The organism is Streptomyces puniciscabiei (assembly GCF_006715785.1).
Classification (GTDB): domain Bacteria; phylum Actinomycetota; class Actinomycetes; order Streptomycetales; family Streptomycetaceae; genus Streptomyces; species Streptomyces puniciscabiei.
Genome location: NZ_VFNX01000004.1, coordinates 127608 through 143374, shown reverse-complemented (window position 1 = coordinate 143374; position 15767 = coordinate 127608). Strand labels below are relative to the sequence as shown.

Below are 15767 nucleotides of genomic sequence, written 5' to 3'. Positions count from 1 at the left end.
CACTATGGGACTGTTTGCTCCGTGATGTGCATGGATACAGCGGGAGGTGTGATGCCGCCCGGCCGGTGGAGGTGAACCCGCCATGGCAGTGGACTCCTTCGAAGCCGGCCACGAGAAGCGCGACGGCGAGACCCCCCGGCCGACCGGGCTGCTGGACGTGCTCAGCGTGGCGGCGGTGGCCCTGGACACCCGCGGACGTATCGTCTTCTGGACCCCGCAGGCCGAGGACCTCTTCGGATTCTCCGCGGAGGAGGCCCTCGGCAAGCCCGCGGCGCACCTGCTGGTGCACCCGGAGCATCTGCAGGCCGTGGTGGGTCTGTTCGCCGAGGTGCTGGAGACCGGCCGGGGCTGGGCCGGCGCGTTCCCCATCCGGCACAAGGACGGCAGCAGCCGGCTGACCGAGTTCCGCACCATGCGGCTGCTGGACGACCTCGGGGACGTCTACGCCCTCGGCATCGCCGCCGACCACACCCTGCTCCAGCGGGTCGAGACCGACCTGGCGCTGTGCGAGCGGCTGATCAACCAGTCCCCGATCGGCCTGGCCCTGCTGGACCCCGAGCTGCGGTACGTCCTGGTCAACCCGGCGCTGGAGCGGATCGACGGCACTCTCGCCGAGGACCACATCGGCCGCCATCTCAGGGAGACCCTGCCGTTCCCGGACGTCGACACCGTCGAGTCCGCGCTGCGCCAGGTACTCACCACCGGCACGCCCCTGCTGGACCAGTACCACGTCGGGCGGCCGCCGGCCGATCCCGGCCACGAGCACGCCTGGTCGCTGTCCTTCTACCGGCTGGAGGACCCCGGTGGCCGGGTGCTGGGTGCGGCCGTCTCGGTCGTGGACGTCACCGAGCGGCACCGCGCGGCCGCCGAGGCCGACCGGGCCCGGCGGCGCCTGGCGCTCATCGCGGACGCCTCCGCCCGGGTCGGCACCGCGCTGGACGTGGAGCAGACCGCCCACGAACTGGCCGAGATCGCGGCGCCGGCGCTCGCCGACGTGGTCGCCGTGGACGTCCTGGACTCCGCCCTGTCCTGCCGTCGTATGCGCAGACCGGACAACGGCCCCGAGCTGTTCCGCGCCCTCGCCCTGAAGGCGGCCCACCCCACGGTCGCGCTGCGCGCCGCCGACCCTCCCGGCGATGTCGCCTGCTACGAGGGCGACCGCCTGGTCACCCTGTGCGTCCACACCGGGCGGCCGGTTCTGGTACGGCAGGTCGGGCCGCACGATCTGCCGCGAATCGCCCGGGACGCCGCGGCCGGCACCCTGCTCGCCGAGGCCGGCGTCCACTCGTATCTCGCCGTGCCGCTGATCGCCCACGGCGAGGTGCTCGGCGTCCTCGACCTCAAGCGGACCCGCAACGCGGCACCGTTCGACGACGACGACATCGTCCTGGCCACCGAACTCGCCGGCCGGGCCGCGGTGGCCATCGACAACGCCCGCTGGTTCCAGAGCGTCCGCAACACCGCCCTCACCCTGCAGCGCAGTCTGCTGCCCGAGCACGCGGCGCACCACACGGGCCTGGAGCTCGCCTCCCGCTACCAGCCCGCGCAGGCCACCAGCGAGGTCGGCGGCGACTGGTACGACGTCATCCCGCTGACCGGCGAGAAGACCGCCCTGGTGGTGGGTGACGTCATGGGCAACGGCATCGACGCGGCCGCCACCATGGGCCGGCTGCGCACCGCCACCTGCGCCTACGCCGATCTCGACCTCGAGCCCGGCGCGGTGCTCCAGCACCTGGACAAGATCACCTGCGATCTGGAGCACTACATCGTCACCTGTCTGTACGCGGTGTACGACCCCGCGACCGGGGAGTGCAGCGTCGCCAACGCCGGACACATGCCGCCCGCGCTCGCGCGGCCCGGTGACGCGCCGAGATTCCTGGACCTGCCGACCGCGGCACCGCTCGGTGTCGGCGGCGTCCGGTTCGAGACCACGGCGGTCGCCCTGCGCCCCGCTGATGTGCTGGTCCTCTATACCGACGGGCTCGTGGAGACCCGTCAGCACGCGATCGACGACCGGCTGAACGCCCTGCTGGACCTCCTGGACGAGCCGCGCCGTCCGCTGGAGGAGACCTGCGACGTGCTGCTGTACGGCCTGCGCCACCCGGACGACCACGACGACGTGGCCCTGCTGATCGCCCGGGCCCTGTAGGCCGCGCGCCCAGGCGAGTCGGGGCTCGCGGGTCGGCTGCTGCCGGCGCCCGGACGCCCTACTGTGGCCTCGCCTCGCCCGACGCGGCCGCGGACGGCCGGTCGGCGGATCCCCGCACGAGCAGCAGGAGGGCGTCGACCAGGTCCTCGGCGGGGCTGCCCGTGGCCAGACGCCGCAGTTGCAGGCCCATCACCAGGGCGACCGTCGTGGCGGCCAGACGCTCGGCGTCGGGGACGCCCAGCGCGGTCAGGATCCGGGCGGCGAGCAGGTCGTAGGCCCGGAAGGCCTCGGCCGCCGCCTCGCGCAGCCGCTCGTCACGCCCCGCCTGGAGGTACAGCTCGAACGGCGCCAGATGGGCGCTGTCCAGCGCCGAGCCGCAGGCCACCTGGCCGGCCAGCGAGGCCGCTTCCTCGACGTCCAGGCCCTCGGTCCGGCACTGGTCGGCCAGTTCGGTGAAGTGCCGGGCCTCCTCGCGCACGAAGTGCAGCAGGCTCTCCCGCAGCAGTTCGTGCTGGGTCTCGAAGTGGTAGGTGACCGAACCGAGGGACACGCCCGCTTCCCTGGCGATCCGCCGGTTGGTGACCGCCGCGACTCCGTCCTCGCCGATGATGCGCAGGACGGCGGTGATGATGCGCTGGCGCATCGGGGCGGCGGGGGCGGCGTGCGGCATGGCGTGCATTCTTCCATCACCGGTTTCCCTCGCCGGTGGACAGGGCTGCCGGACCTCCCTATTGTTCGTTCGAACGAACAGGACTGTGGAGGGTGGTAGTCGTGCACATTGCCGGGTCAACCGTTCTGCTCACCGGTGTCACCGGCGGCATCGGCGGCGCGCTCGCCGCCGACCTGTCCGCCCGCGGCGCACGTCTCGTGCTCACCGGCCGCCGGGTCGAGGCGCTCGCGCCCCTCGCCGATCGCTACGGCGCCCGCACCGTCGCGGCGGACCTCGCCGACCCCGACGATGTGCGGCGGCTGGCCGAGGAGGCCGCGGGCGCGGACATCCTGATCGCCAACGCGGCCCTGCCGTCCAGCGGCGACGTCCTCGACTACACGCCGGAGCAGATCGACCGGGCCCTGGCCGTCAACCTGCGGGCCCCGGCGATGCTCGCCCGGCTGCTCGCCCCCGCCATGGTGGCCGCCGGTCGCGGTCACATCTGCTTCGTCGGGTCGCTGTCCGGCATGGCCGCCACCAAGTCGTCGTCGCTGTACACCGCGACGAAGTTCGGGCTGCGCGGCTTCTCGCTGGCGTTCCGCCAGGATCTGCACGGCACGGGCGTCGGCGTCTCGATCGTCCAGCCGGGTTTCGTACGCGATCTGGGCATGTTCGCGAAGACGGGCTCGGGGACACCCGGCGGGGTCCGCACCGTCTCCCCGGCGCAGGTCTGCAAGGGCGTGACGCGGGCGATCGAACGCGATCTCGCCGAGGTCAACGTGGCGCCGCCCGAGCTGCGTTTCCTCACCAAGGTCGCCTCGCAGTTCCCCGGATTCGCGGAGCGGGTGCAGCGGCTGGCCGGGGCGGAGCCCACGGTGAAGGCGATCGTGGCCGCACAGCGCTCGCGCCGCTGACCCGCGCGGCGCGTCCAGCTCACTTGTCATGCACACCCACGCCATGGCAGGATCCGGTGACTTCACCAGCACGTCCGACCACTCGTCACGAAGGACTGAGGTCCATGGTTCCGGCGTCCCCCAGCGGCCGCCGTCGGTACTGAGCCGCCGCCCGACGCCGGCGCTCCGCGGTACCGTTCCCGTCTCCTCACGGCGGCCCGACGACGCGGTGTCCCACACCGCCCGCCTCCTCGCGGAGGTCTTTCCCTTGTGCCCGTCCACACCGTGAGGTCCTCATCGTGCGCACCGATGTCCAGAGCTTTGCCGTCGCCCACCTCCTGCGCCGCCCGGCGGCGCGGGAAGTCGGCGGCTTCGTCGTGGGGTTCGACCCCTCGACGACCAGCTCCTACGTCAACTACGCCACCCCCCACCCCGGCGCCGAGCCCACCGCCCGGGACATCGCCGACCTGATCGCCGCGTTCCGCGAGCGCGGGCTCAGGCCCCGGCTGGAGTTCGCCCCGGACGCCGCCCCCGCCGTCGAACCCGCGCTGCGCCGGGCCGGTTTCGGTACGGAGGCGATGCACGAGTACCTGGTCTGCACGCCCGCCACGCTGGTCACGCCGGGCTCCGGCCCCGGCCCGGCGGGGCCGGTCGAGGTGGTGGCCCCGGCCACGGACGCGGACTACCGCGCGATCGACCTCGCGCTGTCGGAAGCCTTCGGCGGCGAGTGGGCCCCGTCACCTCAGGGCGCGGCACGGTTGCGGCGCACCGAGGAGGGCGGCGGAGCCGTCCGGTTCGTCCGCGCTCCCGGCGGAGGCTGCGCCGGCGGCGCGATCTGCTCGGCGCCGGCCGAGGGCACGGCGGAGCTGGCGGGCGTGGGCACGCTTCCCGCGTACCGGGGACGCGGCATCGCCGGCGCGGTCACCGCGACCCTGGCCGGGACCTTGTTCGGCCGGGGAGCGCGATCCGTGTGGCTCGAGTACTCGGGCGAGGGCTCCCGCCGTGTGTACGAGAGGGTCGGCTTCCGGCCCGGCGGCACACGGCTGTACGTCTCGCTGGACGCGTGACCTGCCGGGCCGGCGGGGCCCGTGTCCCCGCCGGCCCGCGTCGTCGGCCATCGTGGGGCGGTCGTCAGCCTTCGTGGGGCAACGGGTTGTCCTTCACGAACCGGCGGATCTCCTCCGTGAGCGCCGCCGGGTTGTCCAGCTGGACCAGCGTGCGGGCGTCGGGAATCTCCACATACCGGGCGGCCGGCAGCAGTGCGGCCAGACGGCGGCCCGTCGCGGGCGGCATCATGCGGTCCTCGGCGCCCCAGGCGACCAGTGCCGGGCGGGTGAAATCCGGGAGGTTCCGGGCCGCTTGCAGGTAGCAGTCCTTCCGGGTCGACCGGAGGAACTTGGTGAAGTCCCGTCGGATGTGACGGCTCGCCAGCAGAGGGCCGTACCAGCGTGCGACGAGTTCCCTCGGGAGCCGCTTCTTCGCCATTCCGCCGAGCGAGGTCTGCATGCGGGCGAGGAAGGGGAAGCGGAAGGACTGCAGAAGGAGGAAGACGCCACCGGGGATCCGGCGGGCGGCGTTCAGGATGCGGCCCTGGACGCCGGGCGGGTAGTTGTCCAGGGCCTCGCACGAGGTCAGGACCAGCCGGGCGATGCGTTCGTCCCGTACACCGACGAGGAGTTGGGCCGTGCCGGTGTCGTTCTGGACAAGAGTGACGTCCCGCAGGTCCAGGCGGTCCATGAACTCGGCCAGCAGGCGGGCGACGCCGTGCGCGGAGAGATCCGCGTCCGGCCGCATGGGGCGCCGGTGGCTGCCGAGGGGCAGCACGGGGACCAGGACCCGGAAGTCGGGGCGCAGGGCGGAGACGACGTCGGCCCAGACCGAGTCGTCGAAGCCGAGGCCGTGGACGAGGACCACGGTGGGACCGTCACCTCCGGTGTCCTGGTAGTCGATGGTTCCCGCGCTCAGCTCGATCTCCGGCATGCCCGTGCCTCCGCCCGTCCGGCCGCCTCGACTGTCTCTTGATAGATCGTTCTAGTGACAGAATAGGCGCCGACCGCCCTTGGGCAACAGCGGCTCCCCGGAGGTGCCAACGATGAGCGACGGCAAGGCCGTCAGCACGCATGAGACCCGCCGGCGCATCGTGCACGCGGGCACCGAGCTCTTCCGGCGCTCGGGCTACACCGGCACCGGGATGAAGCAGATCGCCGAGGCCGCCGAGGCGCCCTTCGGCTCGATCTACCACTTCTTCCCCGGCGGGAAGGCACAGCTGGGCGAGGAGGTGATCCGCACCTCGGGGGCCGTCTACCTGGAGCTCATCACCACGCTCATGGAGCCGTACGAGGACCGGGTGGCGGCCACCGCCGACGCCTTCACCGCCGCGGCCGGCACCCTGGCCGAGCTGGACTTCGCCGACCCGTGTCCCATCGCGACCGTCGCGATGGAGGTCGCGAGCACCAACGACACGCTGCGACGGGCCACTTCGGAGGTCTTCGACAGCTGGATCGACCGTCTGGCCGCCTACTACGCCCAGGGCGGCATCCCCGGGCCCGCCGCCCGGGAGACGGCGAGTTCGGTCATCGCCCTGCTGGAAGGCGCCTTCATGCTGGGCCGGGCCGCGCGCAGCACGGAACCGGTACTGGCCGCGGGCACGGCGGCCGCGGCGATCGTACGAGCGGCGGTGGCCGGGAGTTGATCCGGCGCGGCCGTCAGATCCGCCGGATCCGCCCGCTCACCCGGTAGAGGTCGCGCAGCAGGGCGATCTCGGCTCCGTGGTGCAGCACCTCCTGGTTGACCCACCACACGATGTCGAGGAAGGGCTCCTCCGCGTCGCTGCCGTACGGATAGCTGCAGTACCCGACCGCGTCGAGCGCCGCGTCATCTGCGCCCAGCAGTGCCTGCCGCCAGGCGGCGACTCCGGTCTCGAACGCCGCGATCGCGCCGGTGGCGTCCCCGCTGACCGGATGGTCTTCCCGGGTCGCCGAGCGGCTGCCGGAGGTGTGGTCGGCGCGCAGCGACAGCATCTCGGTGAGGTGGCTGAGCCGCCAGGCGAGGGTCGTGACGGGCGGTGGCCAGGGGTGCGGGTACGGCGCGGCATCCCGAGCCCACGGGCCACTGCCGTCCAGGGAGGTCGCCCGCGGACCGGGCCCGTCCGCGCGTCGTCGGACCGACCAGCAGCCGGGCACCGGTTCCCAGAAGTACTCGTCATCGGTCATGGGCTCGACCCGGGTGTCCCCGCCGTCACCGCTGTCCATGACGGGCCCGGCCAGGCGGCGCAGCAGGCGCTCGCACGCGAAGTCGAACTGGTCCAGCAGCGGGACGAGCCGGGGCGGGGTTGTCGTCATCGGACACTCCTGGCTGGGCGGTCCGGCCCCTGCGGAGCCGGCCGGTGCGTCGGACGGGGCGGACGTCGTGCGACCGGCCAGCCTGACACAGCCGGTCCCGCGGTCGCGCGCCTTTTTCGGCGCGCGCCACTCCTCGGCGGCTAGCCGCGGGCCGCGTACCGGTCGGTCGCCGCGACCAGCGCCTGCGCCACACCCGGCGTCCCGGTCGTGTGACCGGTGTCGTCGACGATCACCAAGTCGCTGTCGGGCCACGCCCGTTGAAGGCGCCAGACGATGCCGAGGAGGTTACCGAAGTCGAGACTTCCCTGCACCAGGGTGCCGGGGATGCCCTTGAGCAGGTGGGCGTCGCGCAGGACCACGCCTTCGTCGTTGCCCTCGCCGACGAAGTGGCCGTTGCCCCAGTAGTGCGTGACGGTGCGGGCGAAGCCCATGCGGAAGACGGGGTCCGCGTAGCGGGCGACGGAGCGCGGCGGCGCGGGGATGGTGGCGGTCTCCCAGTCGGTCCAGGCCCGGGCGGCGCGTTCCCGCACCTCGGGGTCGGGTGATTCGAGCAGCCGGTTGTAGGCGGCGGCGAGGTTGCCGTCCCGCTCGCCGGCCGGCAGCAGGGACCGGAACCCGGCGAAGGCGTCCGGGAAGATCTGCCCGAGCCCGCGGGTCAGCAGCTCCACCTCTGTCGTCAAACTCCCGTCTGCCCCGCGACGACGGGAGTTTGACGACAGGACCTAGCGTGCGGTGTGGACCGGCCGCAGCCGAGCTGGTCGAGGAGGACGATCCGGTAGGCGGCCGGGTCGAAGAGGCGCCGGGGGTACGGGGTGCACCCGGATCCCGGTCCGCCGTGCAGGACGACGGCGGGCTTGCCGTCGGGGTTGCCGCAGGTCTCCCAGTGGACGTGGTTGCCGTCGCCCACGTCGAGCATGCCGCGCGCGTACGGTTGGATCTCCGGATAGAGGGCCATCCGGGCACCGTAGCGCCGCCCGGGGCGTCCTCCCCAGCCGTTTCCGGCCGCCCCCTGTCCTGCGCGCTCACAGCTGCCGTCGTACGCCGGCCTCCCGTTCCGCCTGGTCCAGTTGGTGGCCGAGGTCGCCCTGCAGGGAAGTTCGGGCGCGGCCCCGGCGGCCCAGCGGGAGGACGGTGCGCTGGGCGGTCTCCTCCAGCAGGAGGGCCAGGCCGCCGTACAGGGCGAAGACGGCCAGGGCCACGCCGGTCCAGCCGGACGCGGTGCGCAGGACGGCCGCACCGCCCGCCTCGTACGCTCCGGTCAGGGCGAATCGGCACGCTCCGATCAGCAGCAGCGCGGCGAACAGCGGCTTGCCGGGAATCGCGGCGGCGCTCAGCACGAGCATCAGCGGGGCGACGCTCAGCAGGAACACCGCCAGCCCGGCACTGGGCCGGCCCGGTGGCCCGGTCAGGGTGACCAGCGCGGTGCCCGCCCAGGCGCAGCCCAGCACGGACAGGGCGCAGGCCGCGCCACTGTCGCGGGCCAGGAAGGCGAACACGCCGGAGAGCAGTTCCAGGGGCACGACGAACACCAGGACCAGCAGTGTCACCGGCCGGGTCTGCATCAGGGGCACCCACTGCAGCTGCACGGCGCTGAGCAGGACGCTGCCGGTACCGAAGGCGAAGAAGCCCAGCGGAAGGCTGCTGGCCAGCGGCCTGAGCATGATCCGCGTCAGCGCCTCGGGCCGCGGCGGCCCGGTGTCCGTGTCGTACCTCCGCGCTCCTGGTGGCGGCATCCGGATCACCCCGTCCCTGGCGTCTGAGCCGTAGTACCGCATCGGTCGTACGACACGGTGTACCCCGTTCTCCAGGGTGTCCTCCGCCCCTCCGGTGCCGTTGGTCATGCGTGGCATCTGTCGCGGAAGTGCCCCGGAATTGTCCGTGATCGGTAACAGCCGGATCCCGCGCTCAACCCTGGCCGTCCTGACAGGTGCACGGAACACCGGTGCACAAGAAAACAGGGACACGGCACGGAACGGGGCGGGGCATGGCGCGGCACGGTGGGCGGGGTTGGTACGGCCGGATGGTCGCGGCGGCGGTCGGGGTCACCGCGGTGGCGGCCGCCGCGTCGGTGTGGACCGCGCAGGCCGGCCAGCCCGGTGGCGGTCCGGCGAGGGCGGGTGGCTCGACCGGCTCGGTCCGGCACGCCGCGCCGAGGACGACGACCGTGTCCGCCGACATCGCCCATGCCTCGGAGGCGGGCGCGCACGCGGTCAACATCACGATCGACGACGGCCCGGACCCGGTCTGGACCCCGCAGGTGCTCCAAGTGCTGCGCGAGAACGGCGTGAAGGCGACGTTCTGCATGATCGGCCCGCAGGCCCAGGCCCATCCGGACCTGGTCCGGCAGGTGGTGGCGGCCGGGCACCGGCTGTGCGACCACACGGTGTCGCACGACACCACGATGGACAAGAAGCCCGAGGCCTACCAGTCGCAGGAGATCCTTCGGGCGCAGCAGCAGATCACCCAGGCGTCCGGCGGGGTAGCGCCGATGTACTACCGGGCTCCGGGCGGCGCCTTCACCCCGTACAGCCGGCACCTGGCGGCTTCGCACGGGATGCGTCCGCTCGGCTGGAACGTGGACTCCAAGGACTTCGAGCGGCCGGGCACGGGCGCCATCGTCGCCACCGTCCAGCGGGAGGTCGCCAACGGGCCGACGATCCTCTTCCACGACGCGGGCGGCGACCGCTCGCAGACGGTGGCCGCGCTGCGCACCCTGCTGCCGTGGCTGAAGCAGCAGGGCTACTCCTTCGGTTTCCCGGTGCGCTGAACGGGCCTGTCGACATACCTCTATGACGATGGGAGTCGTGCGCCCGTACTGAGAGGGGAGCCGTACGCCCGCTTTCGGCCACGCGCCGGTGAACCCCGGGGGAAATCTCGGTCATCGAAGTCCCGGGACGGCTGTTCGGATCCGGACGGGTGCCTACCATGAGGCCGCTGCGTACTACGTCGTCCCGGAAAGGCTCGCCATGCCGTTGCCTCGCCTCGGCACGCGGTCCGCTCGTCTCCGGACGGCGCCCGCCGTGTTCGTCGTCCTCGGCGTGGCCCTCGGGGGCACGCTCCTGGCGGTCTCTCCGGGCGGGCCGCGGCACGGCCGGGCCGCCGGCGATCCGTCGGGGCACACCGTCATCGAGGTGTCGGAGAGCCACTGCGGCCGTGGCTGGACCCGGCCCGGGCCCGGGGTACGGACCTTCGACCTGCACAACACCTCCGACGGCCCCGCCGAGGTCTACCTGGAGGACCCGGGCAGCCAGGCGGTGTACGGCGAGGTGGAGGGCATCGGCCCCGGCACGACACGGCAGTTGACGGTCCGGCTGGGCAAGGGGGCGTACGCCTTCAAGTGCGTGCCCGACGACGCCGACGCCGTGACCGGCCCCACGGTGCACATCACCGCCGGTCGGCGCGGCCCGGGCGTCGCGCCGGTCTCGGAGCACGACCTGATCCCGCCCGCGCTCGCCTACCAGAAGTGGGTCGGCGGCGGGCTCGACGAGGTCGTCCGGCTGACGACCCGGCTGAAGGACGCGATCGACCGGGCCGACCTCGCCGCCGCGCGGTCGGCCTGGCTGCCGGCGCATCTGGAGTACGAGCGGCTGGGCGCGGCGTACGACGCCTTCGGGGACGCCGACGCGGCGGTCAACGGCACCGACGCAGGGCTGCCCGGCGGGGTGCACGACAAGGACTTCGCCGGGTTCCACCGCCTCGAGTACGGGCTGTGGCACGGCGAGCCGGCCGGTGGGCTGCGGGCCCCCGCCGCGGCGCTGGTGAAGGCGGTGACCGGGCTGCGGGACACCTGGTCGCAGACCCGTATGGACCCCGCCCAGCTGGGTCTGCGCGCGCACGAGATCCTGGAGAACACCGTGCAGTTCGAGCTGACCGGCCGCACCGACTACGGCAGTGGCAGCAACCTCGCCACCGCCCGCGCCAACCTCGACGGCACCCGGGAGGTGCTGGACCGGCTGCGCCCGCTGCTCACCCCCCGGTACGCCGGTCTGCCGGGCCTGGACAAGGACCTGGACCGGGCCCGGCAGACCCTCGACGGGCTCCGGCACGGCGACCGCTGGACCCCGCTCGGCGAACTGAGCCGCGCCCAGCGCGAGCAGACGGACGCGGTCCTCGGCGACCTGGTCGAGCGCCTGGCGTCGGTGGCCACCCTGTGCGACCCCCGGAGGACCGTGTGAGCGACATCGAACGGGCCGCGGAAACGGTCGGGCGTGAGGGTCGCCCCGCGGAACCGGGCCGGCTCGGCACCGACCACCCCGAGGGACGAAGCCGGCGCTCCCTCGGCCGGTCTGACGGCCTGGCCCGGCGCGGTTTTCTGCGCGGTGCCACGCTGGCCGGTGCAGGGCTCGCCGCCGGTGCCGCCACGCCCAGCAGCTCGGCGACCGGCGCCCCCGAGGCCCGCTCGACGGCCGTCGCCCCCTTCCACGGCGTCCGTCAGGCCTCCGCGGTCGCCGCCCCGCGCCGCTGTTGCGTGTTCGCCTCCCTCGACGTGACCGCCGAGAGCCGAGCCGAACTCACCGACCTGCTGCGCACGCTCACCGACCGGGCCCGCTTCCTCACCTCGGGCGGTATGCCGTCCCCGGTGGGCATCACCGGCCCTCCCTCCGACTCGGGCGTCCTCGGCGGCCGGCTGCCCGCCGGGCAACTGGCCGTGACGGTCGGCGTCGGCGCCTCGCTGTTCGACGACCGGTTCGGGCTGGCCGCGCTCAGGCCCCGGCGGCTGACCGCCATGCCCGCGTTCCCCGACGACGACCTGCAGGCCGACTGGTGCCACGGTGACCTCAGCCTCCAGCTGCACGCCGACGAACCGGACACCACCCTGCACGCGCTGCGCGACATCGCCCGGCACACCCGGGGCGCCGCTCAGGTCCGCTGGCGGCTCGACGGCTTCGCCAGCCCGCCCCGGCCCTCCGGCACCCCGCGCAATCTGCTGGGGTTCAAGGACGGCACCGCCAATCCGGACGCCGGCAGCGCCCGCGAGATGGACCGGCTGGTGTGGGTGGGCCGGGGCATGGGCGAGCCGGACTGGGCGGTCGGCGGCAGCTATCAGGTCGTACGGCTGATCCGGATGCTGGTGGAGTTCTGGGACCGGGTCTCGCTCGGCGAGCAGGAGCGGATGTTCGGGCGGGTGAAGGAGTCCGGCGCGCCGCTGGACGGCGACCACGAGCGCGACACGCCGAAGTACGCCGACGACCCCAAGGGTGACGTCATCCCGCTGGACGCGCACATACGGCTCGCCAACCCGCGCACCCCGGCCACCGCCGACCAGCGTCTGCTGCGCCGCGCGTACAACTACGACCGGGGCATGGACGCGAGCGGCAACCTCGACATGGGTCTGCTGTTCACGTGCTACCAGCAGGATCTGAGGCGGCAGTTCGAGACGGTGCAGCACCGGCTGGCGGGTGAGCCGCTGACGGACTACATCAGCCCGTTCGGCGGCGGCTACTTCTTCGCGCTGCCCGGCGTGCGGGACGCCCAGGACTGGTACGGGCGTGGCCTGTTCGGCTGAACCTGTCCGGACAACTCGGAACCCGAATGGGTCAACACACAGTCAAGTTTTGCCCCAGCATCCCTGACTCGGTGTTCACCCGCACGCCATCATGGCTCCTTCGGCGCGTCCGGCAACGGGCGCAGCATCCCTGCTCGTACGACGCACAGACGTTCAGTCCGGAGGGGTTGACCACCATGGCCAGCAGAGGAAGACGAGCCGCTATGCGGAGCCTGGGAGCGCTCGCGGGAGCCGCGGCGCTCACCGTGCTCGGCAGCAACGCGCCCGGCTGGGCGGCGGCGCCCGCCGCGGCGCAGGGCGGGAACTCCTCGACCGTGACGCCGATCAAGCACGTCGTCGTGCTCTTCGACGAGAACATCTCCTTCGACCACTACTTCGCCACGTACCCGAAGGCCGCCAACACCGACGGCACGAAGTTCACCGCGTCGAAGAACACCCCGAAGGACATCGACACCCTCGCGCACGCCGGGCTGCTGAAGAACAACCCGAACCAGTACGCGCCGAAGCGGCTGTCCCCGTCCCAGGCGATGACCTGCGACCAGAACCACAACTACGGTGCCGAGCAGCTGGCGTACAACGGCGGCAGGGCCGACCAGTTCGTGCAGAACACCGAGGTCGACAAGTGCAGCGGCGGCCTGTTCGGCGAGCCGGGCCTGGTGATGGACTACTACGACGGCAACACCGTCACCGCGCTGTGGAACTACGCCCAGCACTACTCCCTGTCCGACCGCAGCTTCAGCTCGGTCTACGGCCCCTCCACGCCCGGCGCGCTGAACCTGATCTCCGGTCAGACGCACGGGGTCGTCTCCATGGACCCGGCCAGCGGCACGGAGAACCCGAAGCAGACGTCGACGCCCGACGCGTACACGGTGAAGTCCCCCGACGCCAAGGGCGTGGGCACGGTCATCAACGACCCCGACCCGGCCTACGACGACTGCTCGGACAAGGACCACACCAGCACCAACGCGCTGGCCTCGATGCAGGGCAGGAACATCGGTGACCTGCTCAACGCCAGGAAGGTGAGCTGGGGCTGGTTCCAGGGCGGCTTCCGCCCGTCGACCGCGTGGAACGGCACGTCCGGCTCGTACGCCAAGTGCGACACCACGCACACCAACCTGGGCGGGGCCGCCGTGGCGGACTACAGCCCGCACCACAACCCGTTCGCGTACTACAAGTCGACGGCGAACCCGCACCACCTGGCGCCGAAGACCGTCTCGGAGATCGGCCACAACGGCCAGGCCAACCACAACTACGACCTGACGGACTTCTCCGCCGCGCTGAAGGCGGGCAAGCTGCCGGCCGTCAGCTTCGTCAAGGCCGGTGAGTACCAGGACGGCCACGCCGGCTACTCCGACCCGACCGACGAGCAGCACTTCCTGGTGAACCAGATCAACGCGATCCAGAGCTCGCCGCAGTGGAAGTCCACCGCGATCGTGGTCGCCTACGACGACTCCGACGGCTGGTACGACCACGCCTACGTCGCCCCGAAGAACGGCTCGGCGGACACCTCGCTCGGCTCCAACGGCAAGGCCACCGACAGCCCGGCCTGCCAGAACGGCCCGCAGGCGTCCGGCGGTTACGCCGACCGCTGCGGCCCGGGCACCCGCCAGCCGCTGCTCGTCATCTCGCCGTACAGCAAGGTCAACAAGGTCGACCACACGCTGACCAACCAGGCGTCCATCACCCGGTTCATCGAGGACAACTGGTGCACCGGCCGCATCGGCGACCACTCCTTCGACGCCACGGCCGGCTCCCTCGCGGGCATGTTCGACTTCCGGCACCCGAACAACAAGCAGGTGCTGCTGAACGCCGACGGCTCGGTCCGGCACGTCGGCCCGATCCGGCACGTCGCCGCGGTGTCCACCAGCATCACTCCGGGCCCGGCCATGCAGAACACGGCCGCGACGACCGGCACCTCCGGCTTCCCGGTCCTGCCGGTCGGCCTCGGCGTGGGCGCCCTGCTGGCCGCGGGTGCGACCGGCACGTACCTGACGCTGCGCCGCAAGCAGCAGGCCTGATCACGCGGTCCCGCACACCATGACGCGCCCCCGGTCGGTGACCGGGGGCGCGTTCGTCCGCCCGGAGGCGCTGCCCGGGGCATGACCTGCGGCAAAAACAGGGTGACCGGGTCCCCACCGTGGTGGTGGGATGGCACCGTGCAACGTGAGTTCTCGATCGTCGTCGACCGGAGCAAGTACCAGTACGCCCCGACTCCGTGGGAGCAGGAGTCGTGGCGGGCCTCGGCCCTGGACTGGGTGGTGGAGCAGCTCGCCTCCCACGGCCTGCGGGCGAGCGGCGAGTTGAGGGTGCGGCTGCGGCCGTGGTCCGTGCTGGTGCGGGTGGCCGTGCAGGGGCGGGACGCGGTCTGGTTCAAGGCGAATCCGCCGGCCAGCGCCTTCGAGGGCCCGTTGACCGCCGCACTGGCCCGCTGGGTCCCGGAACACGTCCTGCGGCCGCTGGCCCTCGACGCCGAGCGTGCCTGGGTGCTGCTGCCCGACGGAGGCGAGCTGTTCCGCGACGTGCTCGCCCGGGAGCCGGTCGAGCCGCGGACCTGGGAGGAGCTGCTGCGCCAGTACGCGAGCATGCAACAGGCCCTCACCCCGCACGCGCACGAGATCGAGCGGCTCGGGGTGCCCGCCACCCGGACCCCCGACCTGCCCGAGGCGTTCGACGAGCTGCTCACCCACAGCACCGCGCTGCGCCCGGAGGCCCGCGAACGGCTGGAGCGGCTGCGGCCCCGGCTCGTGGACTGGTGCGCCGAACTCGCCTCCCTCGGCGTCGAGGACAGCCTCGACCACGCGGACCTGCACGACGGCCAGCTGTTCCGTCCGGTGCCGGGCCGGTTCACCTTCTTCGACTGGGGCGACGCGGTCGTCTCGCACCCCTTCTGCAGCCTGCGGGTCCCCGCCGAGAAGGCACGCGTGCGGTACGGGCCGCAGGTCGTGGCCCGGCTGCTCGACGCCTACCTGGAGCCCTGGACCGGCCACGGCCGCTCGCCGGCGGAGTTGCGGCGCGCCGCGCATCTCGCCTGGCGCCTGAGCGTCCTGGGGCGGGCCGCGTCCTGGGGCCGCGCGTTTCCCGACGCGTCCGGCACCGGCCCGGGCGCCGAGCAGAGCTCCGAGTCCCTGCTGGAGATCTTCGTCGACCCGCCCTTCTAGGTGAGTTGGGTCCCGAGCCTTCGATCGCGTCCGGGCGCCGCCGCGCCGGGTGCCGCCGCGCCGGACGCAGG

The 15767-nt window shown here is 72.8% G+C and carries 13 protein-coding genes and 1 pseudogene; 9 read left to right on the top strand and 5 right to left on the bottom strand.

Annotated features, from left to right (window positions below; translation table 11 throughout):
- Window positions 1–82: 82 nt before the first annotated feature.
- Complete coding sequence (locus FB563_RS38550) at window positions 83–2149, top strand: SpoIIE family protein phosphatase (RefSeq protein ID WP_079049045.1); 2067 nt, start codon at window positions 83–85, stop codon at window positions 2147–2149.
- A gap of 58 nt (window positions 2150–2207) precedes the next feature.
- Here the strand turns inward: FB563_RS38550 and FB563_RS38545 are convergent, their stop codons facing one another.
- Window positions 2208–2819: a TetR/AcrR family transcriptional regulator gene (locus FB563_RS38545; RefSeq protein ID WP_055709393.1), complete on the bottom strand. Its 612-nt coding sequence runs from the start codon at window positions 2817–2819 to the stop codon at window positions 2208–2210.
- Between the two features lie 101 nt (window positions 2820–2920).
- On the opposite strand from FB563_RS38545, the gene FB563_RS38540 reads away from it, so the two are divergent.
- Entirely contained in the window at window positions 2921–3712 is a 792-nt protein-coding gene (locus tag FB563_RS38540; protein WP_055709392.1) for an SDR family NAD(P)-dependent oxidoreductase, read from the top strand.
- A gap of 278 nt (window positions 3713–3990) precedes the next feature.
- Entirely contained in the window at window positions 3991–4758 is a 768-nt protein-coding gene (locus tag FB563_RS38535) for a GNAT family N-acetyltransferase (RefSeq protein WP_055709379.1), read from the top strand.
- Window positions 4759–4822: 64 nt separating this feature from the next.
- Here FB563_RS38535 and FB563_RS38530 read toward each other — a convergent pair whose 3' ends face one another.
- Entirely contained in the window at window positions 4823–5671 is an 849-nt protein-coding gene (locus FB563_RS38530; protein ID WP_055709378.1) for an alpha/beta fold hydrolase, read from the bottom strand.
- A 112-nt stretch (window positions 5672–5783) separates the two neighbouring features.
- Between FB563_RS38530 and FB563_RS38525 the strand changes: the two genes are divergently transcribed.
- Window positions 5784–6383 (top strand): TetR/AcrR family transcriptional regulator, encoded by a 600-nt coding sequence (locus tag FB563_RS38525; RefSeq protein WP_055709377.1) that lies wholly within the window; start codon window positions 5784–5786, stop codon window positions 6381–6383.
- A 13-nt stretch (window positions 6384–6396) separates the two neighbouring features.
- On the opposite strand, the gene FB563_RS38520 is transcribed toward FB563_RS38525, so the two are convergent.
- From FB563_RS38520 to FB563_RS38510, 3 genes and pseudogenes are all read right to left on the bottom strand, one after another.
- Entirely contained in the window at window positions 6397–7032 is a 636-nt protein-coding gene (locus tag FB563_RS38520; RefSeq protein WP_055709376.1) for a DinB family protein, read from the bottom strand.
- A 140-nt stretch (window positions 7033–7172) separates the two neighbouring features.
- A pseudogene (locus tag FB563_RS38515) lies at window positions 7173–7987 on the bottom strand (alpha/beta hydrolase family protein).
- A gap of 67 nt (window positions 7988–8054) precedes the next feature.
- Complete coding sequence (locus FB563_RS38510; protein WP_234357988.1) at window positions 8055–8873, bottom strand: GPR1/FUN34/YaaH family transporter; 819 nt, start codon at window positions 8871–8873, stop codon at window positions 8055–8057.
- A gap of 143 nt (window positions 8874–9016) precedes the next feature.
- On the opposite strand from FB563_RS38510, the gene FB563_RS38505 reads away from it, so the two are divergent.
- From FB563_RS38505 to FB563_RS38485, 5 genes are all read left to right on the top strand, one after another.
- On the top strand, window positions 9017–9799 hold the full coding sequence (locus FB563_RS38505) for a polysaccharide deacetylase family protein (protein WP_055709375.1): 783 nt from the start codon (window positions 9017–9019) through the stop codon (window positions 9797–9799).
- Between the two features lie 199 nt (window positions 9800–9998).
- Window positions 9999–11207 carry an EfeM/EfeO family lipoprotein gene (locus FB563_RS38500; RefSeq protein WP_055709374.1) on the top strand — a complete coding sequence of 403 codons (1209 nt, stop codon included), beginning with the start codon at window positions 9999–10001 and terminating at the stop codon, window positions 11205–11207.
- A 119-nt stretch (window positions 11208–11326) separates the two neighbouring features.
- Window positions 11327–12538, top strand: a complete 1212-nt coding sequence (gene efeB, locus FB563_RS38495) for an iron uptake transporter deferrochelatase/peroxidase subunit (RefSeq protein ID WP_055709390.1) — start codon at window positions 11327–11329, stop codon at window positions 12536–12538.
- Window positions 12539–12741: 203 nt separating this feature from the next.
- Window positions 12742–14556 (top strand): phospholipase C, encoded by a 1815-nt coding sequence (locus FB563_RS38490; RefSeq protein WP_234357987.1) that lies wholly within the window; start codon window positions 12742–12744, stop codon window positions 14554–14556.
- A gap of 138 nt (window positions 14557–14694) precedes the next feature.
- Window positions 14695–15696 (top strand): phosphotransferase, encoded by a 1002-nt coding sequence (locus FB563_RS38485; RefSeq protein WP_234357985.1) that lies wholly within the window; start codon window positions 14695–14697, stop codon window positions 15694–15696.
- Window positions 15697–15767 lie beyond the last annotated feature (71 nt).

Excerpts from the sequence above, each read along its gene's own strand:
- FB563_RS38550 (WP_079049045.1), top strand. The coding sequence starts at position 83 with ATGGCAGTGGACTCCTTCGAAGCCGGCCACGAGAAGCGCGACGGCGAG.
- FB563_RS38545 (WP_055709393.1), bottom strand. The coding sequence starts at position 2,819 with ATGCCGCACGCCGCCCCCGCCGCCCCGATGCGCCAGCGCATCATCACC.
- FB563_RS38530 (WP_055709378.1), bottom strand. The coding sequence starts at position 5,671 with ATGCCGGAGATCGAGCTGAGCGCGGGAACCATCGACTACCAGGACACC.
- FB563_RS38525 (WP_055709377.1), top strand. The coding sequence starts at position 5,784 with ATGAGCGACGGCAAGGCCGTCAGCACGCATGAGACCCGCCGGCGCATC.
- FB563_RS38520 (WP_055709376.1), bottom strand. The coding sequence starts at position 7,032 with ATGACGACAACCCCGCCCCGGCTCGTCCCGCTGCTGGACCAGTTCGAC.
- FB563_RS38510 (WP_234357988.1), bottom strand. The coding sequence starts at position 8,873 with ATGACCAACGGCACCGGAGGGGCGGAGGACACCCTGGAGAACGGGGTA.
- FB563_RS38505 (WP_055709375.1), top strand. The coding sequence starts at position 9,017 with ATGGCGCGGCACGGTGGGCGGGGTTGGTACGGCCGGATGGTCGCGGCG.
- FB563_RS38500 (WP_055709374.1), top strand. The coding sequence starts at position 9,999 with ATGCCGTTGCCTCGCCTCGGCACGCGGTCCGCTCGTCTCCGGACGGCG.
- FB563_RS38490 (WP_234357987.1), top strand. The coding sequence starts at position 12,742 with ATGCGGAGCCTGGGAGCGCTCGCGGGAGCCGCGGCGCTCACCGTGCTC.